The organism is Ensifer sp. 38_S197 (assembly GCF_056924495.1).
Genome location: NZ_JBXOVZ010000002.1, coordinates 3116218 through 3135856, shown reverse-complemented (window position 1 = coordinate 3135856; position 19639 = coordinate 3116218). Strand labels below are relative to the sequence as shown.

22 protein-coding genes are annotated in these 19639 nt (G+C 63.6%); 7 read left to right on the top strand and 15 right to left on the bottom strand.

The window, feature by feature from the left end:
• Positions 1-9: 9 nt before the first annotated feature.
• The 14 genes from AC1Z3V_RS28190 to AC1Z3V_RS28125 all read right to left on the bottom strand — a co-directional run bounded on the left by AC1Z3V_RS28190 (position 10) and on the right by AC1Z3V_RS28125 (position 11610).
• Positions 10-2082, bottom strand: a complete 2073-nt coding sequence (locus tag AC1Z3V_RS28190) for an ASKHA domain-containing protein (RefSeq protein WP_483503013.1) — start codon at positions 2080-2082, stop codon at positions 10-12.
• 188 nt (positions 2083-2270) lie between these two features.
• Entirely contained in the window at positions 2271-2609 is a 339-nt protein-coding gene (locus tag AC1Z3V_RS28185) for a hypothetical protein (RefSeq protein ID WP_429807463.1), read from the bottom strand.
• Positions 2606-2965: a hypothetical protein gene (locus AC1Z3V_RS28180; RefSeq protein ID WP_483503011.1), complete on the bottom strand. Its 360-nt coding sequence runs from the start codon at positions 2963-2965 to the stop codon at positions 2606-2608. The genes AC1Z3V_RS28185 and AC1Z3V_RS28180 overlap by 4 nt, the downstream gene beginning before the upstream one ends.
• 42 nt (positions 2966-3007) lie before the next feature.
• On the bottom strand, positions 3008-3973 hold the full coding sequence (locus tag AC1Z3V_RS28175; RefSeq protein ID WP_483503009.1) for a methyltetrahydrofolate cobalamin methyltransferase: 966 nt from the start codon (positions 3971-3973) through the stop codon (positions 3008-3010).
• Between the two features lie 98 nt (positions 3974-4071).
• Positions 4072-5163 carry a methylenetetrahydrofolate reductase gene (locus AC1Z3V_RS28170; protein WP_483503007.1) on the bottom strand — a complete coding sequence of 364 codons (1092 nt, stop codon included), beginning with the start codon at positions 5161-5163 and terminating at the stop codon, positions 4072-4074.
• Positions 5160-5762 carry a methylenetetrahydrofolate reductase C-terminal domain-containing protein gene (locus tag AC1Z3V_RS28165; protein WP_429807471.1) on the bottom strand — a complete coding sequence of 201 codons (603 nt, stop codon included), beginning with the start codon at positions 5760-5762 and terminating at the stop codon, positions 5160-5162. Before AC1Z3V_RS28165 ends, AC1Z3V_RS28170 begins: the two co-directional genes overlap by 4 nt.
• A complete protein-coding gene (locus AC1Z3V_RS28160) occupies positions 5755-6057 on the bottom strand; it encodes a virulence factor (RefSeq protein WP_429807473.1) in 303 nt (100 codons plus the stop codon). Before AC1Z3V_RS28160 ends, AC1Z3V_RS28165 begins: the two co-directional genes overlap by 8 nt.
• Before the next feature lie 340 nt (positions 6058-6397).
• Positions 6398-7201 carry a formyl transferase gene (locus AC1Z3V_RS28155; protein ID WP_483503004.1) on the bottom strand — a complete coding sequence of 268 codons (804 nt, stop codon included), beginning with the start codon at positions 7199-7201 and terminating at the stop codon, positions 6398-6400.
• 45 nt (positions 7202-7246) lie between these two features.
• Positions 7247-7426 carry a hypothetical protein gene (locus AC1Z3V_RS28150; RefSeq protein ID WP_483503002.1) on the bottom strand — a complete coding sequence of 60 codons (180 nt, stop codon included), beginning with the start codon at positions 7424-7426 and terminating at the stop codon, positions 7247-7249.
• Positions 7427-7692: 266 nt separating this feature from the next.
• On the bottom strand, positions 7693-8466 hold the full coding sequence (locus tag AC1Z3V_RS28145; RefSeq protein ID WP_483503000.1) for a pyrroline-5-carboxylate reductase: 774 nt from the start codon (positions 8464-8466) through the stop codon (positions 7693-7695).
• 183 nt (positions 8467-8649) lie between these two features.
• Positions 8650-8925, bottom strand: a complete 276-nt coding sequence (locus AC1Z3V_RS28140; protein WP_173516842.1) for a metal/formaldehyde-sensitive transcriptional repressor — start codon at positions 8923-8925, stop codon at positions 8650-8652.
• Positions 8926-8952: 27 nt separating this feature from the next.
• The gene (dmeF, locus tag AC1Z3V_RS28135) at positions 8953-9942 is read right to left on the bottom strand and encodes a CDF family Co(II)/Ni(II) efflux transporter DmeF (protein ID WP_483502998.1); all 990 of its coding nucleotides are present in this window, start codon (positions 9940-9942) and stop codon (positions 8953-8955) included.
• Between the two features lie 237 nt (positions 9943-10179).
• A complete protein-coding gene (locus AC1Z3V_RS28130) occupies positions 10180-10773 on the bottom strand; it encodes a hypothetical protein (RefSeq protein ID WP_483502996.1) in 594 nt (197 codons plus the stop codon).
• Positions 10774-10989: 216 nt separating this feature from the next.
• On the bottom strand, positions 10990-11610 hold the full coding sequence (locus AC1Z3V_RS28125) for a DUF1638 domain-containing protein (protein WP_483502994.1): 621 nt from the start codon (positions 11608-11610) through the stop codon (positions 10990-10992).
• A gap of 82 nt (positions 11611-11692) precedes the next feature.
• Here AC1Z3V_RS28125 and AC1Z3V_RS28120 point away from each other — a divergent pair, with 82 nt between their 5' ends.
• Positions 11693-11806 (top strand): entericidin domain-containing protein, encoded by a 114-nt coding sequence (locus AC1Z3V_RS28120; protein ID WP_429807674.1) that lies wholly within the window; start codon positions 11693-11695, stop codon positions 11804-11806.
• 109 nt (positions 11807-11915) lie between these two features.
• On the opposite strand, the gene AC1Z3V_RS28115 is transcribed toward AC1Z3V_RS28120, so the two are convergent.
• Entirely contained in the window at positions 11916-12614 is a 699-nt protein-coding gene (locus tag AC1Z3V_RS28115; RefSeq protein ID WP_429807494.1) for a corrinoid protein, read from the bottom strand.
• A 335-nt stretch (positions 12615-12949) separates the two neighbouring features.
• Between AC1Z3V_RS28115 and AC1Z3V_RS28110 the strand changes: the two genes are divergently transcribed.
• The 6 genes from AC1Z3V_RS28110 (at position 12950) to AC1Z3V_RS28085 (ending at position 19591) form a co-directional block, all read left to right on the top strand.
• Positions 12950-14524 (top strand): trimethylamine methyltransferase family protein, encoded by a 1575-nt coding sequence (locus AC1Z3V_RS28110; RefSeq protein WP_483502991.1) that lies wholly within the window; start codon positions 12950-12952, stop codon positions 14522-14524.
• A 107-nt stretch (positions 14525-14631) separates the two neighbouring features.
• Positions 14632-15336 (top strand): ferredoxin, encoded by a 705-nt coding sequence (locus AC1Z3V_RS28105; protein ID WP_483502989.1) that lies wholly within the window; start codon positions 14632-14634, stop codon positions 15334-15336.
• Positions 15337-15518: 182 nt separating this feature from the next.
• A complete protein-coding gene (locus AC1Z3V_RS28100; protein ID WP_483502987.1) occupies positions 15519-16070 on the top strand; it encodes a hypothetical protein in 552 nt (183 codons plus the stop codon).
• Between the two features lie 84 nt (positions 16071-16154).
• A complete protein-coding gene (locus AC1Z3V_RS28095) occupies positions 16155-16904 on the top strand; it encodes a phosphodiester glycosidase family protein (protein ID WP_483502985.1) in 750 nt (249 codons plus the stop codon).
• Between the two features lie 135 nt (positions 16905-17039).
• Positions 17040-17567, top strand: coding sequence for an RNA polymerase sigma factor (locus AC1Z3V_RS28090; RefSeq protein WP_429807511.1), 528 nt, complete (start codon positions 17040-17042; stop codon positions 17565-17567).
• A gap of 2 nt (positions 17568-17569) precedes the next feature.
• Positions 17570-19591 (top strand): vWA domain-containing protein, encoded by a 2022-nt coding sequence (locus AC1Z3V_RS28085; RefSeq protein WP_483502982.1) that lies wholly within the window; start codon positions 17570-17572, stop codon positions 19589-19591.
• Positions 19592-19639: the final 48 nt, after the last annotated feature.

Here is a 19639-nt window from a genome sequence, read left to right as displayed (position 1 = left end):
CGTCCCCCATTACTCCCGGCTTCTCCGCCGCCTGCGCCCGCCCCCTTCGCCATCGTCGGCGCTCATCTTGCGCTCCGGCAAAGTCACCACCGTCGAAAGCTTCGGGAAGGCGTCGACCTTGTTCGGCAGTGCCATGGCGTTGACGAAATGCTCCTGAAATTTCGATTCAAGCGCCGTCTCTATCTTCTCGATTTTGCTGACGGTTTGCTCGATCTCGCGGCGGTGGCCACGGTTGAGCAGCGCCATCAGCGCGCCGGTGCCGGCGGCGTTGCCGACGGCCTTTACCTCGTCGAGGTCGCAGTCCGGGATCAGGCCGAGCACCATCGCGTATTTCGGGTCGATGAAGGAGCCGAAGGCGCCGGCGAAGCGGATGGTGTCGACGTGGTCGACGCCCTGCTTTTCCATGAGCAGCTTGATGCCGGCGTAGAGTGCGGCCTTGGCGAGCTGGATGGCGCGGATGTCGTTCTGGGTCACCGTGATGCGCGGCTCGCCGTCATGCAGCAGGTAGGAGAAGGTGCGCCCGTTCTCAATGATGCGCGGGCTTCTCGCTGCCATGGCGCCATCGACGACGCCGTCCTGCGAGATGATGCCGGAGAGATACATCTCCGCGACGATCTCGATGATCGCCGAGCCGCAGATGCCGGTGACGCCGACGGAGGCCGCAGCCTCGGCAAAGCCCTCCTCGTCCGACCACTTGTCGACGCCGATGACGCGGAAGCGCGGCTCCAGCGTTACCGGATCGATGCGCACGCGCTCGATCGCGCCCGGCGCGGCGCGCTGGCCCGAGGAGATTTCCGCACCTTCGAAGGCGGGGCCCGTGGGCGAGGAGGCGGCGACGACGCGGTTCCTGTTGCCGAGCACGATCTCGGCATTGGTGCCGACATCGACGAGCAGCATCATCTTGTCCTGGCGATAGGGCCCTTCGGAAAGCGTGGCGCCGGCCGCATCGGCGCCGACATGGCCGGCGATGCAGGGGAGCATATATAGCCGGGCGCCGCGGTTGACGTCGATCTCGAGTTCATGCGCCCAGTATTGCAACGCACCGGAGACGGCGAGCGCAAACGGCGCCTGGCCGAGTTCCGTCGGGTCGATGCCGAGGAACAGGTGGTGCATGATCGGGTTGGCGACGAAGACCATGTCGAGAATGTCGTGACGGTCGACCTCGCCCTCGGCGCAGACCTTGCCGATCAAGCCGTTGACCGCCTCGCGCACGGCCTTGGTCATCGCCTCGCGCCCATCCGGGTTCATCATCACGTAGGAGACGCGGCTCATCAGGTCTTCGCCGAAGCGGATCTGCGGGTTGGAGGCGCCCGAGGAGGCGGCGATGCGGCCCGAAAGCAGCGACACCAGATGCATGGCGATCGTCGTCGAGCCGATGTCGCAGGCCACACCATAGGCCTCGTTCTTCAGGCCCGGCCAGAGGCCGACGATGAAGGGGCGGGAGGAGTCCATGTCGCGGTGGATGGCGGCGGTGACGGCCCAGTTGCCCTTGCGCAGGATGGTCTGCACCTGCGGGATCAGGTGCGGCGCGATCAGGAGGTCCTTCCAGCCCCAGTCCTTCTCCAGCATCACCTTCAGCCGGTCGAGGTCACCGAGCGGCTTGTGCATGTCGGGCTCGTCGACCTCGACATAGCAGAGCTGGACGGCGGCATTGCGCTCGATCACCCGGTCGGTCGCGGCCTTGCGCACAACTTGAGCGTTGATGACGGTGTCCTGCGGCACGTCGACGACGAGATCGCCGAGGATCTGGGCGGAGCAGGAAAGCCGGCGGCCATCCGGCAGGCCGCGGATCTTCTCGTAACGCTCTTCCTTGGCGCCCTTTGCCGAGATGTGCTCCAGCGAGGAGACGATCTTGTGCTTGGCGAAATTGCCTTCCTGCACCTCGATCTGACAGCGGCCGCAGGTGGCGCGCCCACCACAGACGCTCTCGACATAGACGCCGAGCTTGCGCGCGGCATCGAGAACCGGCGTGCCAACCGGGAAGCGGCCGCGCTTGCCCGAAGGCATGAACAGCACGAGAGGTTCCTTTTGCGCGGCTTCGGTCATGTTGGTCTCGATCTCGGAAGTGCCTTCGATGCGCATGCTTCAAGTCTTTCGTCAGGTCCGCCCTTTCCAGAGTGAAGCACCGGTAAGGTGATTCATCTCGCGAGCGAAGCATGGGTAAACGGTTTCAGACTGCACCGGAACGCCGCCCGATAGTTGTCCAATCCCGACATGGAACGATCTCAAAGCATCATTTCAGGTGGTGATGGCGATGAAGGATAAATTGCTCACGGCTTCGTGCGCGACAGACGCCTCGCGTTGCTGCGCACCCGCTTGCCATAGGGCCTGAGTGCCGCGGATGCAATCGCCGTTCCATGGCCCGATGCCGTGCCGCCGGTCATCAGCCGCATGGTGTTGTCGAAGGCGGCCTTCCAGAGCGCCACATTGACGGCAACGACGCTCTCGGCGGTCGCAGCGATTTTCTCGGAGATCATGCGATGAAGCTCGGTCACATCCTGCGACTTGCCGGTGAGCGCCGCCATCTGCATCTCCTGCAGGCGCACGGCGATGACGAAGGGCGCTTCAAACCAGAGGGCTGCGGCATCGAGGCGAAGGCGGCGTGTCATGGTGATCTCCACTTTGCGTTGGCAGATGGATGAACCGATGTGCGTTGCCACGGCGCCCCGGCAAGTTTCGCGACTGCGATTGACCAGGCAAACGCGGCCGCCATTGAGCCACGGGCTACCCAGGAGAGGGTCTTGTTGACCCGCCCCTCGGGTTCGAGTTTTCCTGTGGCGCACGCCAGGGTCAGGATCGAAGAAACCGCGACCCAGGCATACATGACAGGTAAGAAGTAAGTCTTGGAGGCAACGATAAACCTGTCGAACTCGGCCGCGCCGTCAAGGATGAGATTTCTGGTGACAAAGACCACGAGCACAAAGATGAGAAAATAGCGCAGAGCATAACCGTATGCATATCCCATACCCTGCTATCCTTTCAGATTGGCCCGACATCGAGCGGCAAGCTACTCGCTTGCCGCCCCGCCACCGGTGCGGGCCGCACGACCGCCGCGACGTCCGCCGGAGGCGGCAGCCACAGGTGCGGCCGCAACAACGTGGCCGCCTTCGGCAGGCTTGTGGTCGCGGTAGGTCTTGATCCAGTGGGTGCAGTTCGGGTCGGTGCCGTTCAAGACGTTGGCGGCGCGCACCGCTTCCATTTCCTGCGGGCGGCAGGGGTTCATGATCGCCGAGGTCATGCCGGCGCCGATGACCATCGGAATGAAGCCGGCGTTGATGCCGTGGCGGTGCGGCAGGCCGAAGGAGATGTTGGAAAGGCCGCAGGTGGTGTTGACCTTCAGCTCTTCGCGCAGACGCCGAAGCAGCGCGAAGACCTGCTGGCCGGCGGTGCCCATGGCGCCGATCGGCATGACCAGCGGGTCGACGACGATGTCATGCGGCTTGATGCCGTAGTCGGCGGCGCGCTCGACGATCTTCTTTGCGACGGCGAAACGGACATCCGGATCCTCGGAAATGCCGGTTTCGTCGTTGGAGATGGCCACGACCGGCACGTCGTACTTCTTGCAGAGCGGCAGGATCGCCTCGAGCTTCTCTTCCTCGCCGGTGACGGAGTTGACGAGCGGGCGACCCTTGGCGACCCGCAGGCCCGCTTCGATCGCGGCGGTGACCGAACTGTCGATCGATAGCGGCACGTCGACGAGGCCCTGGACGATTTCCAGCGTCTTGACCAGCAGCGGCGGCTCGGTCTCGTTCGGGTTGACGGCGGTGACGCCGGCATTGACGTCGAGCATCGTGGCGCCCGCGGCAACCTGCTCCAGTGCATCCTTGATGACGGTGTCGAAGTTGCCCTCGATCATCTCGGCGGCGAGCTTCTTGCGGCCGGTCGGGTTGATGCGTTCGCCGATGACGCAGAACGGCTGATCGAAGCCGATGATGATCTCGCGGGTGGCGGAAGCGACGATGGTGCGGGTCATGCGGGGTCCTTTGTCCTGAAGCGTCGGGCTATGTAATCACGCCCTTGAAATCGATGATAGGCGTCGAATGGCCGGCGCCGATTTTGTCTGCGATCTGGTCAGTGCGGATGATGAGCCGCAGCTTCGGCCATCTGCTGCTGGTTTTCTTCCTTGCCCTCGCGAATCTGCTCCAGGCGCTCGGCAACCAGCGCGTCGGACGGCAGCGTCTCGCGCTTCCAGGGCTTGCGGCCCTTCAGCACGCCCGATTCATGCACGATCTCCGCGACATATTCTTCCTGACGATAGGCCATCACGTGGATGCCGGAGACGCCTTCGATCTCCTTCACCTCGTTGATGATGTCGATGCAGAGCTGCTTGCCTTCCTTCTTCTGGTCCTGGGCGCCTTCGAGGCGGGTAATGACACTATCGGGAATATGGATGCCCGGCACGTTGGAGCGGATCCAGCGGGCCGTCTTGGCCGACGCCATCGGCCCGACGCCGACGAGGATGTAGCATTTCTCGTGCAGGCCGAGGTCGCGTACCTTCTTCATGTATTCGCGGAACATCGGCACGTCGAAGCAATACTGGCTCTGGACGAACTGGGCGCCGGCCTCGATCTTCTTGGCCAGGCGATAGGGGCGGAAGTCGTAGGGCGGGGCGAAGGGGTTGATCGCGGCGCCTAAGAACACATGCGGCGGCGTCGTCAGCTTGCGGCCCGAGAGGAACTTCGCGTTGTCGCGCATGATTCGCACGGTTTCGAGCAGCGACATGCAGTCGAGGTCGAAGACGGGCTTGGCGCCCGGCTGGTCGCCCGCCTGCACGCCGTCGCCGGTGAGGCACATGATATTCTGCACGCCCATGGCGGATGCGCCGAGCACGTCGCCCTGGATGGCGATGCGGTTCTTGTCGCGGCAGGCGATCTGCATGATCGGCGCGTAGCCCATGCGGGTCAAAAGCGCACAGATGCCGACGGAGGACATGTGGCAGTTGGCACCCGATGCGTCGACCGCGTTGATGCCGTCGACCCAGCCGTCGAAGATCGCCGCGCGCTCGTAGACGTCCTGCGGGTTGGCGCTGTCTGGCGGGTTGAGCTCGGCGGTGACGGCGAATTCGCCGCGGCGCAGCACGCGCTCGAGGCGGCCGCGCGAGGAATGGCCGGGCAGGGGATCGAGCGGCGCGCCGGGATCATGGGGATTGATGTCGGGGCTCATGCCTGGCCTTCCTTTGATGCCGCTTCACGGCGCGCTGCGGCTTCCGCCGTCACGCGCAGCCAGGACGAGGTTTCGCGCAGCGACTGGTTGACCGGCTTCTGCACATTCATGATCGCGTTGCCCTTCACCATGTTCTGCGAGCCCTTCCAGGCCTGCACCCAGACGCAGGGCATGTCCGGCTCGACCTCGCAATTGCCGTTGGCGCGAACGCCGCCGCAGGGGCCGTTGCGCAACTGCTTCGGACAGTTCATCGGGCACGACATGCCGGTCGAAGACAGCGCGCACTGGCCGCACATGCGGCAGTCGAAGAGGAAGCCCTTGACGTGACGCTCGACGAAGGTCACCGGCCGCTCCACCCGGCCATAGCCAATGGCGTTCCACAGCGGGTGAAGCAGCAGGAACATGTCGGCGAAGCGGTTGTAGAACCATTCGAGGAAGCGGGAGTTGCGGACCGCCCAGAGGCGGACCGTATATTTGTGGCGCGAGCGGCGGCTTGGCGAAACCCCGGTCGGGGTATAGGCGCCGGTCGCGGCCTTGGCGGCAGGCGCGGCATTACCCTTCATGATTTTCGGCTCGCCCGCAGGCTTGGCGTCAGCCATTGTCCCGGCCTCCGGCTTTGACGAGCGCGACGAGGCGCTCGCGGTCATAGGCGGCTTCGAGCTCCGCAGCGGCGCTATCGGCCTCGGCGTCGAGATCATCGGAGACCGGCACCGGATCGGCCTTGCGCCACTCGGCCAGATAGTCATCGGTTTCGGCAGCGCCCGTGCGCATGGCGCACATGTCGATCGCCTCGGTGAAGCGCAGCGAGAGCTCGCGCTTCGCCGTCGTGCGGCCCTTCTTGATGATGACCTGGGCCGGAATGTCGCGCCAGTAGACGATAATGCGATCTGCCATCGGGTGTTGTTCTCCTCCCCCTGCATGTTTGCTTTGATCGGAGCCGATTAAAGATCAAAACATGCAGCACTCCACAGTGCCACAGCGACCTTTGCGTGTCTGACAGGACGCGCGTCGCTGTAGGTGCGACAATGCGCATGTACAGGCTTCCGGGCTAATCTCGCCACGACGTCGGATATGTCCAAAAACGACGCTGGCGCAGAAGCCATATCAGACGCCCTGGGAGCGGTGCGCAAGTGGCGGTTGACGCTTGGCACGGCGACGTTCGCAATCAGGGCGGATTGCCCGCAGTTTCAGGCTTTTAGGTCGCAGCCGGCCGACAGGATCGCAGGGAATCCGTCTACCAGATACGCCGCGTCAGACCGTTCCACACCCAGGTCCAGATCGGTGGATGAAACCATTGCCGTGACGGACCTGCGACATCGACAGTCCGCAGATTTCCGGCAAGCGCATCCGCGACCGCGGCAATCGCGATCTCGGTGGAGGCGGCGGTCTGCAGCAGCGGATAGGTGTGCATCGTATCTTCAGGCGCGGGTTTCTGGCGCGACTGATAGAGCACGCCGCCGGTATCGACGCCCGCATCGACCAGATGCACGGTGGCGCCGAAATTCCCCGCGTCGCCGTTGACCAGCGCCCAGTAGCCGCCCATCAGCCCGCGATAGGCGGGGTTGATGCCGGCGTGGAAATTGATGACCGGGCAGGGGATCGCGGCAAGCGTCGCGGCCTTCAGCATGCGGCAACTGATGAGAAAGACGACATCGGGTTCGAGCGCGCGAAGCTGCCGGACGGCTTCGGCATCGTTGATCGAGGGGACCGGTTTGACCGGGAGCGACGGATCGGGCGTGCCCGAAACCTTATAGGTGGCGAGGATCTCTTCCGCCCGTTTGCGGGTGAAGCGCTTGCCGAAGCGCGAGGCGATCATGGTGGCAAGCTGGCCGAGCGCAGTCACCCAGCCGAGCTTGCGGGCGCGGCGGCGCAGGAAGAGGCCCTTCGGTTCCGGCTGCTCCTCGATGACGGTGACATCGGCAAAGCGTGCGGCCAGCGCATTGATCATGATCCACGGATTTTCGCCACCCGCCGTCACCACGACGATGTGGTCCGGGCGCTTGCCCGCGGCTTGATTCTGGCTGGCGATTTCGGTCATGGCGGCCCCGCGGGTGAACAAGGCCACAGATATGAAGGTTTCCCGTTACCGCCGGCTTAACCGGTTCCAGTACCACTCGGCAACGCCGCCGCCGAGCACGACCAGAGCCACGCTCTCGACCATCTTTATGTCGTCGGCCAGGTTACAGACCTCGCCGACCAGCAGCGCAAGAAGCATCCCGCCGGCGCATCCGATGGCGTAGGGCATGTAGTCGAGGAATTTCACCGGTGCCTCCCGTCTCATCATGCAGCCATTGCGTGCTGAGATGAAACGTAGGGTAGCGCAAATATGCGGTTTAGGAAGGCCTATTTATCGCGCGAAGGGGCGAGCCTGTCGAGACCGCGCGCCGGATCGTTCAGGTCGAGCTGCCCCCTCTTCTCGGGTTCAACCCGAGGACTAGCGCTTTCCCTGCAGCCGGGGAGAGGGGACGTGGCTGGATCGCAGCGTTGTCAGGTAGAGTTTGCCGGGACTGGGGAGGGCGCGCTGTTGCCTCACGATGCTGCAGTAATTCGCCGGTGAATACCCCCGAGACTTTCCTTGAACCGCTCGAACGTCCCATGCTCCGTCAGTTCGCGCAGCACCTGCTCGTTGATGCCGCCGCGCGTCGCATAGTCGGCGGCCAAGTGTGCGAAGCTGGCATCCGGCGTTGCCTCCGGCGCCTGACCCAGAGCCCCAAACAGGGAGGCGACATAGTCGCGGCCTTTCGCGTCGTCGACGCCGTGATCCTTCAGCCAGCCATGGATCGTTTCGAGATATTTGAAGTAGCTGGCATAGGTGGCGGTCGCGACGCTCAGGGCATCGAATTCACTTTCGCTCGCAACCTCGATCGCCTTGCCGAGCCGACCGAAGAACGCCGCGATTTTCGGGTCCGGCGGGAAGATGATCGTCGGCCCCTGGCGGATCGCGATCATCGGCATCGGCAGGGCTTTGGTCACCCGCTTCACCGGACCGATCATGGCGGCGATCTCGTCGCAGGAGAAGGTCGCGATCAGGCTGATCACATGATGATCGGGCCGGAAGCGCAAGTCGGGCAGGACGTCGCGGGCAATCTGCGGCCGGACGGCGAGCATGATGGTGTCGCAATCATCCAGCACTTCCTGATTGCCGGCGGCAACGCGCACATCCGGAAACCGGGCAGCAAGGCCTGCCGCGATCTCTTCGTTGCGCGGCGAGAGCACGACCGCCGTGGCTTCGCCCGGAAGCGATTTGAGCCCCGTCACGATCGCCGAGGAGAGGGCGCCGGTGCCGATGAAGCCGAGTTTCATGGGATGTCCTGTAGCTTTGGTGCGTTGCCGGCGCACAATAGTGCTCGGCGCCCCGGCGGCAAGTCATGGCGATTGGCTTGCCCACAATCCTTTGCCGTCGCGGCGAGAACCCCGGCCCTCACGATCGGCCGCAGAATTCCGCGGCGTTCAGCGGCCGCATGCGCGTCTTCGCGCCGTGCATGCCTATTTCATATAGGCGCGCACCACGTCCACCAGTTCCGCCGCCGCTTCGTCGCGCTCCTTCTGCGACAGGTCGGCCGCGGCCAGATGCATGTGGATGTGGTCTTCGACAACTTCCGCCATCAGCCCGTTGACCGCACCGCGGATGCCGGCAATCACCTGCATGACCTCGGTGCAGCCCTTTTCTTCTTCCAGCATCCGTTCGACCGCCTCCATCTGCCCCCGGAGCCGGCGGACCCGGTTGATGAGTTTCTGTTTTTCACGGATGGTATGGGTCATCGGATACTCCGGTTTCGGGCGCCGTCGCTATGCGGCCCGTGGTTCCACCTCCACCGTCACATGCGACAAATCGTGAATGGCGGCAAGCTTCTCGCGATAATAGGAGGGCGCCCGCGGGTTGTCGGCGACAATCGAGACGATGGCGCCGTGGTGGCCCGGCCCGAGCTGCCAGACGTGCAGATCGACGATCTCGGCATCTTCCCTGGCGACGATCTCTCCGATTTCCTCCGGCAGCTCCTCGCCTTCGGGGATGTAATCCAGCAAGGTTGCGCCGGTGTCGCGGATGAGACCGAAGGACCAGCGCGCAATGACGATTGCGCCGACGATGCCCATCGCGGGATCGAGCCACAGCCAGCCGTAGATCGCGCCCAGGCCGAGAGCGGCAATCGCGAGAACCGAGGTCAGCGCGTCGGCGAGCACGTGCAGATAGGCAGCCCGCAGGTTTCGATCCTGTCCGCCATGATGTCCATGGTGATGCCCGTGGTGATCGTGGTGGTGATGGCTGTGATCGTCCTTCAGCAGCCAGGCGCAGACGAGGTTGACGATGAGGCCGGCGACGGCGACGAGTATTGCCTCGCTGAAATCGATCGTGACCGGCGCGTTGAGGCGGCGCAGGCTTTCCCAGCCGATCAGCAGCGCGATGAGCGCCAGCACGATGGCGCTGGAGAATCCGGCGAGATCGCCGAGCTTTCCGGTGCCGAAGGTGAAGCGGCGATTGTTCGAGTGCTTGCGCGCATAGAGATAGGCGAGCGCGGCGATCAGCATTGCGGCCGCATGGGTCGACATGTGCCAGCCGTCGGCAACGAGCGCCATCGACCCGAAGACCTCACCGGCCGCGATCTCGATCACCATCATCGTCGCGGTGACGGCGATGACGATCCAGGTCCGCCGCTCGTTGCGCTCGTGATTGCCGCCGAGGAAGACGTGGTCATGGCGCGCCGCGAGCACGCGCGCCTCGTCGTGCGAATGCGCGTGGTGCCCATGATGGTGATGATGGTCGTGTGGGTGATTGCTCATGCCGATGTCTCCAATATGATATAGGGGGGTACCCTATTTTTAGGCCGGCGTAAAGCGCTCGTCTTCTCTATCGTTCCGTCGGCGATCGTTGTCGGCGGGAAGAGGGAGCCGGCACATTTGGAGCCGCGGTCGGCCTTGGAGCGGGATGCGCTCACATGCGTTCTCGCCGCCGCTCTGGCCCTTTGTTTTTGCCGCATTTGTGCGACGTCAGGTGTTTCCACCTGACTGCAAAATGCTCTAACCGGCTCCGCCGAGAGCGATGGCCGAGCCCGTAAACGGCAGGACCCGCTTGTAGCCCATAGGCGTCGGCTCGATCTGTGTGGCGGCGGACGTGCCGAATTGCGTGATGCCCACGCCGAGATACTCTGCCAGATCGTGGCGACGCCCGCCGAAATCGAACGAAGCGCTTGCGATCAGGCGGGCCGAAAACACATTGGTGCCAAACAAGGCTGCCGTCGTCCCGCCAATAGTGTCAGAGAGCGTGGTGCCGACCACAAGGCTGGTCCGCCGGAACGTCGCGATGCATTCGCCTTCTGCGAAGGAGGCGGGGTCATCGAAAGTTCCTCGCGGCTTGCGCTGCAGGTAGAGGGAGAACTCGCCGACGGGGTCGAGCCCGAGGGACAGCGCGCCGTTTGCCATCCCCTGCGCCTTGAAAGGCCTGGCCGCGAAGGTGAAATGCGCCGTTGTTTCGCCCGGCTCACCATCGAAGATCTCGGCATCAGGCAAAGGCAGGTGCAGGAAGTAACCGTAGTCGGCCAGCGTACCGTCGTTCGCCTCGTAGAAGCGACCCGTGGCATACCAGGCGAGTTCGGCAGGAAACAGTGCGCTCATGGCGAGTAATCCTGTGGTCGGCGGTGGAGTTGCGGCCAGCAGGTTGTGCAGCTTTTTCGAGCGAGCGGAAAGGTCCGCCGTGGCCCGCGTGCCGCTGGAAGGCGCTATTCAGCCGACAGCGTAAACACGCGCCGGCAGAGTCGGTGAATATTGGCCCTCTTTGCGACACGGCGCGCCATGGAATGACACGGCGCAGGCGACCCGCACGCCGTCGCCTCACGCCCTCAGAAGCGACGTCGCGAGATCGCCATAGCCGGTGAAGCGGTATTCGTATTCGAGCCCGAGATAATCGGCAGCCTTCTTCGCCTTTTCCTGCAGGGCCGGATCCTCCTGCTGCGAGAGATAGACCAGCTTGCGGTAATGGCCGAAATACATGTCCCTCAGTTCCGGATGCCGGTTGAGGCCGAGCGGTTCGATGACGAAGGCCTCGAACTGGCGGGCGAGGAAGTCGGTCAGGAAGAAGGCGGTGATGTCGTCGTCCCAGCGGCGGGCGAAATCCGCGTTGCCGACAAAGAAGGAATAGCAGTGCGGGCCGGGGATGCGCTCGACCTTTTCCTCCTCGCACAACCGGTCGAGATGGCCGCCGGTGCCGCAATCGGCATAGGCGACGAAAATGCGCTCGAAGCCTTCGGCGCGCGCCTTGGCGATCGCGTCACGAATGCCTGGCGTGATCTTTTCGGGCGTGTTGTGCCAGATGGCGGGCAGACAGTTGAGGTCGATGTGGGAGAGACCGTTTGCCTCGCAGATCGCCAGGATTTCACGCGCGATGGCGCCACAACCGATCACGTGAACTTTTTTCGGTTGTGCAGGTTCTTTTGACGGCGATAATTTTTCCATCTTGATTCCACTTGGCTATGCGGGAAGGAACCTGACCATGAAAGTAAGAAACCTCGCCATCGTCGGCGCCGTTCTCGTTGCCATGGCAACGCTGAGCGCCTGCGGCAACACCATCCGCGGCATTGGCAGGGACACCGCAAATGCGGTCAACGCGACGCAGGATGCCGGCCGCAGCGTGGCGAAGGCCGCCAACTAAAGCGGTGCCCGTCACCTGACGGCGCGCCGTCAACGCATTCACTATATAAGAAAGCCGGCCGCAGATTTCACTTCTGCGGCCGGCTTTATCAATTCGGATGACCCGAAGCTCAGCCAGCCGCCAGGCGGTTGTGCTTGCGCTTCATGAAGTCCTTGGCGGTTTCGACGGCGATCGCCGCGTCGCGGCAATAGGCGTCGGCGCCGACGGCCTTGCCGAATTCCTCGTTCAGCGGCGCACCGCCGACGAGAACGACGTAGTCGTCGCGCATGCCCTTTTCCTTCATCGTGTCGATCACGACCTTCATATAGGGCATGGTGGTCGTCAGCAGCGCCGACATGCCGAGAATATCCGGCTGCTCGCGCTCGATCGCTTCGAGGTAGTTCTCGACCGGGTTGTTGATGCCGAGGTCGACGACATCGAAGCCGGCGCCTTCCATCATCATGCCGACGAGGTTCTTGCCGATGTCGTGAATGTCGCCCTTGACGGTGCCGATCACCATCTTGCCGAGCTTCGGTGCGCCGGTTTCGGCGAGAAGCGGGCGCAGGATCGTCATGCCGGCCTTCATGGCGTTGGCCGACAGCAGCACTTCCGGCACGAATAGGATGCCGTCGCGGAAGTCGATGCCGACGATGCGCATGCCTTCGACCAGTGCCTGGGTCAGGACGTCGTAAGGTGTCCAGCCGCGTTTGAGCAGGATGCGGGTCCCGTCCTCGATTTCCTCCTTCAGGCCGTCATAGAGGTCGTCGTGCATCTGCTGCACGAGTTCTTCGTCGGAAAGGTCCTCGAGAATGATTTCATCGTCTGCCATATTGGGGTTCCTCGGTTCCTGGCACGGTCGCACGAAAATTTCGGGCGCGTCCATCAATCCATAGCGTTCGATTTCTAAAAATCTGTTTTCGAAAGCGACGTCGCATATGACAAAAAGCGACGGGAGGGCAGGTTCTTTTGACCCCTGCATATTCTTAACAAAAACAATATATTCGCGCCACGCGGTTTTTAGCGTCGTGGGATCGCTTCTCGGTAGTGTTCGAGTTGCGCCACTCCTTGGCGCATTGAGACCCGCAAGGACCCCGATGCTTGGTAGCATTAGGGCCAATCGATGCTTGAAGGCGCAAGAAGTGATGCGCGGGAGAGGAAAAGCGAATGAGCGACGTGACAGATCAGGGCGCGGGTGAAGGCGGCGGCCGCCGCGCGCGTGGCGAGGGACGGGGAGCGGCGGCACGGCGTGCGTCGCGCACCGGCGGCGGTCCGGGACCGTCTCTGCCCTATATCCAGCGCAAGATTCGCGAATATGAGGTTCTCGACGAGGAAGGCCTGCAGCTCATCGAGCGCAATGCCGACACGATCCTTGAAGAAATCGGCATCGAGTTCCGCGACGACGCCGAGGCGCTCGAACTCTGGAAAGAGGCCGGCGCCGACGTACGCGGCCAGCGCGTGCATTTCCCCAAGGGGCTCTGCCGCGAACTGCTGAAGACGGCACCTGCCGAATTCACCTGGCACGCCCGCAACCCGGAACGCAGCGCCCAGGTCGGCGGCAAGGCGACGATCTTCGCGCCGGTCTACGGCCCGCCCTTCGTGCGCGACCTCGAGGGCAACCGCCGCTATGCGACGATCGAGGATTTCCGCAATTTCGTGAAGCTCGCCTATATGGCGCCGTCGATGCATTCGTCCGGCGGCACGGTCTGCGAGCCGGTCGACATCCCCGTCAACAAGCGCCACCTCGATATGGTCTACAGCCATATCAAATATTCCGACAAACCCTTCATGGGCTCGGTCACCGCGCCGGAACGGGCGGAAGACACGATCGCCATGGCAAAGATCGTCTTCGGCGACGACTTCGTCGAAAACAACTGCGTCACGCTGAACCTCATCAACGCCAACTCGCCGATGGTCTTCGACGAGACCATGGTGGGCGCGCTGAAGGTCTATGCCCGCCATAACCAGGCCTGCGTGCTTTCGCCCTTCATCCTCTCCGGCGCGATGAGCCCGGTGACGGTTGCCGGCACGCTGACGCAGATCCTCGCCGAAGTTCTCGCCGGCGCCTCGTTCACCCAGCTCATCCGCAAGGGTGCGCCGGTGCTCTTCGGCACCTTCGCCGCCTCGATCTCGATGCAGTCGGGCGCGCCGACCTTCGGTACGCCGGAGCCGTCGCTCGTCTCCTATGGTGCGGCCCAGCTCGCCCGTCGCCTGAAGCTTCCCTTCCGTACCGGCGGCTCGCTTTGCGGCTCCAAGGTTCCGGATGCGCAGGCAGCGCACGAATCGGCCAACACGCTGAACATGACGCTCTTGGCCGGCACCAATTTCGTGCTGCATGCGGCCGGCTGGCTCGAAGGCGGTCTCGTCTCTTCCTACGAGAAGTTCATGATCGACCAGGACCAGCTCGGCATGATGCAGAAGATGGCCGAAGGCGTGGACCTCTCGGAAAACGCCCAGGCGCTCGACGCGATCCGCGAAGTGGGTCCGGGCAGCCACTATCTCGGCTGCGCCCATACCCAGGCAAACTTCCAGACCGCCTTCTATCGTTCGCCGCTTGCCGACAACAACTCCTTCGAACAGTGGGAAGTGGAAGGCGAGAAGCGGATCGAGCAACGCGCCAATGCGCTCGCCCGCACCTGGCTGGAGCATTACGAGGCGCCTTACCTGGATCCGGCGATCGACGAAAAGCTCAAGGCCTATATCGCGAGCCGCAAGGACTCGATGCCGGACGCTTTCACCTGAAAGGCTCCCGAGCGCGCCAGGGAGCAAGGCGGAGCGGCGCAGGTGGCCGACATGATCCAGAAGGAGGTCTGGCGCCCGCATTACGAACACCAGGGGCCGAAACCGAAATGACGGCGCCTTCCGCGACAGCGGACAAGCTTATCGAGATGGTCCGTGCGGCGCTGGCGCCGCACGGACTTTTTTTGCGTGGAACGGTGAACTTCTCCTCCGCAGAGGCAGCGCCGCTGCTTACCGATGGGCGGCGGGCGGCAAGCGTGCTGCTGATCGGCAATATCGGCGGCTCGCTCTGGCAACCCTTCAGCGCCTGGCGGGATGGCCTGCCGGATCGCGGCGGTGCCGATCCGCTCGACACCTGGTCGAAGGCGGTGATCGGGCCGATCGCCGCAGAGTGCGGGGCGAGCGCCTATTTCCCGTCGGATCCGCCCTGGCAGCCGTTCCAGCAATGGGCGATGCGGGCCGAGGGCCTGAAGGCGTCGCCGCTCGGCATCCTCATCCATCCGCGCTACGGGCTCTGGCACGGCTATCGCGGCGCGCTCGGGTTCGAAATGGCACTGAGCGACACGGGCGAGCGCGCGGAGGCGTACCCTTGCGATCGCTGCGTTGAGAAGCCCTGCATCTCGGCCTGTCCGGCAGATGCGCTTGGCGATGAGCACTTCGATGTCAGCCTCTGTCGCGGCCATCTCCGCTGCGAGGCGGGCAGGGCTGGCTGTCTCGCGACAGGCTGTCTCTCGCGTGATGCCTGTCCTGTCGGGCGCGCCTATCGCTATCCACCGGAACAGCTCCGTTTCCATATGGCGGCGCTCGAGCTTTGAACGGAAACCATATGCGGTTTTCTGCCGGCGTCTCGATTTCACGCATGAGACGCGACCGCATTGCCGTCTTTGCCCGCAAAGATGGTGGAAATCTCCAAAATGACTAAAATTGGAGATGTCTTGGAAAGATAATATTATCGAATTTACACCGATCTGGACGGCGTGGCGTTGGAGTCCATCGTATGAGAGGCAGCCCAGTCGTATCTGTGAGCAACTATCCTCCGCACCTCTCGCGCGAGGAGGTGGAAGCGCAGATCTCCCGTCTCGACAGTATCCACGCCGCAAACAGCCAGATCCTCGAGGATGCCATGAAGCGCCTGCTGGCGATCGGCGCCGGCCACGCGGCCGTCATCGCCGCCTGCGTCGCGGGCTTCGATGCGCTGGTCGACCGGTCTGTCCTCGGCGGTGACCTTCTTCCCGATGCGATCGACATTCTCCGCAAGATCGCGTTGACCGTCAGCGCCCTTGGCCTGTTCTTCACCTTCCTGGCGATCGGCAACAATTTCAGCGAGGTGCAGAAGGAGGCGAAACGCCATGCGGTCAAGCTTGCCACGACGCTCAGGGAAAAGCGGCTCTTGCTTTCCCTGTCGCAGGACGTGCTCAACCGCGACCCCGGCTCCTATGTGCTGATGGGCGTCGGCGGGCTTGCCTGCCTGTGCGTGATCTTCGGGCTGGCGGCCGCCGCCGGATGCTTCGGCCTCGTCATGGCCATGGGGCTGCTTGCGGGCGGCTGACGACTGACGCCGTTCGGTGGCGTTGCGCCAGAACCGCCGCAATCTCCGTCATGCTTGACGGCTGATTCGATTGGACCTTTTGCCATGCCGCTTTTTCCCAAACCTTTTCTCGTCGGCGCCGTTCTCTCCGCCGGTCTTGCCGGGCCTGCGCTCGGCGCCTGCCGCGACGTCAGCCATCTTGGGCAGGATTACGTCGCCTGCAGCTTCGATCCGGCGACAAGCGATATCCGTCTCTACAACAAGGACCAGGCGGGCGTGCCCTTCCGCTCCTTCCGGGCGCTGTCGCTCGAACTGCGTCACCGTGACGAATACATGGCCTTCGCGATGAATGGCGGCATGTATCACGAGGATCTGTCGCCGGTCGGCCTCCACATCGAGGAGGGGCGCGAGCAGGCGCCACTCAACACCAATACCGGCTGGGGCAATTTCCACCTGCTGCCGAACGGGGTGTTCTATGTCGGGGACGGCAAGGCGGGGGTGATGGCGGCGGATGCCTATCGCGACGCCGGGATTGCCCCACGTTTCGCCACCCAATCCGGGCCGATGCTGGTGATCGACGGCAAGCTGCATCCGCGTTTCCTGCCCGATAGCACCAGCTTCAAGACCCGCAACGGCGTCGGCGTGACGGCCAAGGGGGAGGTGGTCTTCGTCGTCTCGAAACGGCCGGTGCGGTTCCACGATTTCGCGACGCTCTTCCGCGATGCGCTCGATTGCCCCAATGCGCTGTTTCTCGACGGCACGATTTCCAGCGTCTATGCGCCGGAGATCAACCGCCATGACCGGCTGTTTCCGCTGGGGCCGATGATCGCCGTCGTCGGGAAATTTCCACGCTGATGTTCTTTTGGTGCGGGATGCGGGCGGATAACCGCAGGCGCCGTTCCTGATCCCGCCAAAAAATTTTCTCTTCCACCCAAGGAATGGTTTGCCTGCAACGTCTAAGGTTCAAATGAGGTGAGGGCGGGCACGGATTTGGACGCTGAACTCGTCGAAAAGGCGGTGAACGGAGACCGGCGGGCCTTTGGCCAGCTTGTCGAGCGGCACTATGATTTTGTCCATGCGGTCGCCTGGCGCTGGTCCGGCAATGTCTCGGATGCGGAGGATATCGCCCAGGAGGTGTGCCTGCGTCTCGGCAGCGCGATCCGCGGCTTTCGCGGCACCAGCCGGTTTCGCACCTGGCTCTATACGCTGACGCTGAATGCCGCGCGCGACCACAAGAGACGGCAGGCGCGCGACGACCGGCGCATGCAGGCCTATGCCAGCGAGCAGGCGACGACGGCTGAGCCCGAAAACCCTGATGAGGAGCAGCGCGAGGCGCTCTGGGCGGCGGTGCGGGAACTGCCTGAAAAGCAGTGCGACGCGGTGTTGCTCGTCTATGCCGAAGGGCTGAGCCACGCGGCTGCGGCTGACGTGCTCGGCTGCTCCGAGGCAACCATATCCTGGCATGTGCACGAGGCGCGCAAGCGCCTCAAGACATTGCTCGGCAAGGAGGCAGTGTGACCATGAGCGACGATTTCGAAAAGCTTGGCGGGCTCAAAGCGCCGAAGGCTTCTCCGGAAGCGCGTGCTCGCGCGCTCGCTGCCGCCATGCAGGCCTTCGATGAGCAGCAAAAAAATGCGACCTCCACCCAAGGATCGGTCCGGCCGGTTCGTCAAAGCTCCATCTTCAACCGGATATGGAGCCCCATCATGAACCGGAAACTGCTTGCCGGATCGGCACTGGCAACCCTTCTCGTCGTGCCCGCCGCGGCCTTTCTGACGCTCGAACTGACGCGCAACGGTGCGCCCTTCGGCGAGAGCGCGCAGGAGATTGCGCTGAAGGAAAAGCCGAAGCAGGAAGCGGAACCGCAGGCGGCTGCGAAGAAAGCGGCCGCCGAACTCGCGCGCCAACAGGAAGCGAAAACCGTGGAGGCGCCGGCCGCTATACAGGCCGAGCGCGAAGCAGCAGCGTCCGCGGAAGCCGACGCGCTCGCAAACAGCATGGCGAGCGACCGTGCCGCCCCGCTCTCTGCCGTCGATGCCGTGCAACCGCAGATGACCTATCTGCCTGCACCCGCCGTCCAGGACGAACTGCTCGCCGCGCCTGAGGAAAACCGCGAGCGCTTCGGCAAGGCCGAAAGCAATCCGGTGAAGAGCGTTGCCACCGATCCGGTCTCGACTTTCTCGATCGACGTCGACACCGCATCCTATGCCTTCGTGCGCCGCTCGCTGATGGAAGGACAGATGCCGGAGCGCGATGCCGTGCGCGTCGAGGAGATGGTCAACTACTTCCCCTATGACTGGCCGCGGCCCGCAACCGCCACCGAACCTTTCAAAGCGACGGTGACGGTAACGCCGACACCGTGGAACGGCGGCACGCGGCTGATGCATGTGGCGATCAAGGGCTATGACGTCGTGCCGGCAGAGGCGCCGAAGGCAAACCTCGTCTTCCTGATCGACGTTTCCGGCTCCATGGACGAGCCGGACAAGCTGCCGCTGTTGAAGGGCGCCTTCCGGCTGCTCGTCGAAAAGTTGAAGCCCGAGGATACGGTCTCGATCGTCACCTATGCCGGCAATGCCGGAACGGTGCTGGAGCCGACCGTGGTCAAAGACAAGGCGAAGATCCTTGCAGCCATCGACACCTTGCAGCCCGGCGGCTCGACCGCCGGTGCCGAAGGCATCGATGCTGCCTACGCTCTTGCCGAGAAGGCTTTCGTCAAGGGCGGCGTCAACCGCGTCATGCTGGCGACGGATGGCGACTTCAACGTCGGCCCGTCGAGCGACGAGGACCTGAAGCGGCTGATCGAGGAGAAGCGCAGGAGCGGCATCTTCCTTTCGGTGCTCGGCTTCGGCCGCGGCAACTACAACGACGCGCTGATGCAGACGATCGCCCAGAACGGCAATGGCACCGCCGTCTATATCGACACACTTGCCGAAGCGCAGAAGACGCTGGTGGAGGAGGCGGGCTCGTCGCTTTTCCCGATCGCCAAGGACGTCAAGCTGCAGGTGGAGTTCAACCCGGCGGCGATCGCCGAATACCGGCTGATCGGCTACGAGACGCGCGCCCTCAAGCGTGAAGACTTCAACAACGACAAGGTGGATGCCGGCGACATCGGCTCCGGCCACAGCGTCACCGCGATCTACGAGGTGACGCCGAAGGGCAGCCCGGCGGTGCTGAACGACGACCTGCGCTATGCGACGGCCGATAAACCGGCAGCAGAAGCAAGCCCGCATGGCGGCGAACTCGCCTTCCTGAAGATCCGCTACAAGAAGCCGGATGGCGATGCGAGCGAGTTGATCACCACGCCGGTGACTGAGGCCAATGCGGTGCCGTCGCTCGCCGAGGCGCCGAACGACGTCCGCTTCTCCGTCGCGGTTGCGGCCTTTGGGCAGAAGCTCTCAGGCATGACGGCCCTGGCCGACTATTCCTACGACTCGATCATCGACCTGGCCGCCGCTTCAAAGGGCGCCGATCCGTTCGGCTATCGCGGCGAGTTCGTCAACCTCGTGCGGTTGGCGAAGGGGCTTGGCGGATCCAGGAATTGAGGGCGGGATTTGGGCCATGCGGATTTGCCCCTCATCTACGCGGTGAGG

What these genes read in the sequence shown, in the direction of transcription:
- AC1Z3V_RS28085 (WP_483502982.1), top strand. Translation starts at nt 17,570, where the DNA reads ATGAGCGACGATTTCGAAAAGCTTGGCGGGCTCAAAGCGCCGAAGGCT.
- AC1Z3V_RS28170 (WP_483503007.1), bottom strand. Translation starts at nt 5,163, where the DNA reads ATGAGCCCCGACATCAATCCCCATGATCCCGGCGCGCCGCTCGATCCC.
- AC1Z3V_RS28185 (WP_429807463.1), bottom strand. Translation starts at nt 2,609, where the DNA reads ATGACACGCCGCCTTCGCCTCGATGCCGCAGCCCTCTGGTTTGAAGCG.
- AC1Z3V_RS28095 (WP_483502985.1), top strand. Translation starts at nt 16,155, where the DNA reads ATGCCGCTTTTTCCCAAACCTTTTCTCGTCGGCGCCGTTCTCTCCGCC.
- AC1Z3V_RS28190 (WP_483503013.1), bottom strand. Translation starts at nt 2,082, where the DNA reads ATGCGCATCGAAGGCACTTCCGAGATCGAGACCAACATGACCGAAGCC.
- AC1Z3V_RS28155 (WP_483503004.1), bottom strand. Translation starts at nt 7,201, where the DNA reads ATGACCGAAATCGCCAGCCAGAATCAAGCCGCGGGCAAGCGCCCGGAC.
- dmeF (WP_483502998.1), bottom strand. Translation starts at nt 9,942, where the DNA reads ATGAGCAATCACCCACACGACCATCATCACCATCATGGGCACCACGCG.
- AC1Z3V_RS28110 (WP_483502991.1), top strand. Translation starts at nt 12,950, where the DNA reads ATGAGCGACGTGACAGATCAGGGCGCGGGTGAAGGCGGCGGCCGCCGC.
- AC1Z3V_RS28100 (WP_483502987.1), top strand. Translation starts at nt 15,519, where the DNA reads ATGAGAGGCAGCCCAGTCGTATCTGTGAGCAACTATCCTCCGCACCTC.
- AC1Z3V_RS28105 (WP_483502989.1), top strand. Translation starts at nt 14,632, where the DNA reads ATGACGGCGCCTTCCGCGACAGCGGACAAGCTTATCGAGATGGTCCGT.
- AC1Z3V_RS28115 (WP_429807494.1), bottom strand. Translation starts at nt 12,614, where the DNA reads ATGGCAGACGATGAAATCATTCTCGAGGACCTTTCCGACGAAGAACTC.
- AC1Z3V_RS28140 (WP_173516842.1), bottom strand. Translation starts at nt 8,925, where the DNA reads ATGACCCATACCATCCGTGAAAAACAGAAACTCATCAACCGGGTCCGC.
- AC1Z3V_RS28145 (WP_483503000.1), bottom strand. Translation starts at nt 8,466, where the DNA reads ATGAAACTCGGCTTCATCGGCACCGGCGCCCTCTCCTCGGCGATCGTG.
- AC1Z3V_RS28175 (WP_483503009.1), bottom strand. Translation starts at nt 3,973, where the DNA reads ATGACCCGCACCATCGTCGCTTCCGCCACCCGCGAGATCATCATCGGC.
- AC1Z3V_RS28130 (WP_483502996.1), bottom strand. Translation starts at nt 10,773, where the DNA reads ATGAGCGCACTGTTTCCTGCCGAACTCGCCTGGTATGCCACGGGTCGC.
- AC1Z3V_RS28120 (WP_429807674.1), top strand. Translation starts at nt 11,693, where the DNA reads ATGGCAACGCTGAGCGCCTGCGGCAACACCATCCGCGGCATTGGCAGG.
- AC1Z3V_RS28165 (WP_429807471.1), bottom strand. Translation starts at nt 5,762, where the DNA reads ATGGCTGACGCCAAGCCTGCGGGCGAGCCGAAAATCATGAAGGGTAAT.
- AC1Z3V_RS28160 (WP_429807473.1), bottom strand. Translation starts at nt 6,057, where the DNA reads ATGGCAGATCGCATTATCGTCTACTGGCGCGACATTCCGGCCCAGGTC.
- AC1Z3V_RS28180 (WP_483503011.1), bottom strand. Translation starts at nt 2,965, where the DNA reads ATGGGATATGCATACGGTTATGCTCTGCGCTATTTTCTCATCTTTGTG.
- AC1Z3V_RS28125 (WP_483502994.1), bottom strand. Translation starts at nt 11,610, where the DNA reads ATGGAAAAATTATCGCCGTCAAAAGAACCTGCACAACCGAAAAAAGTT.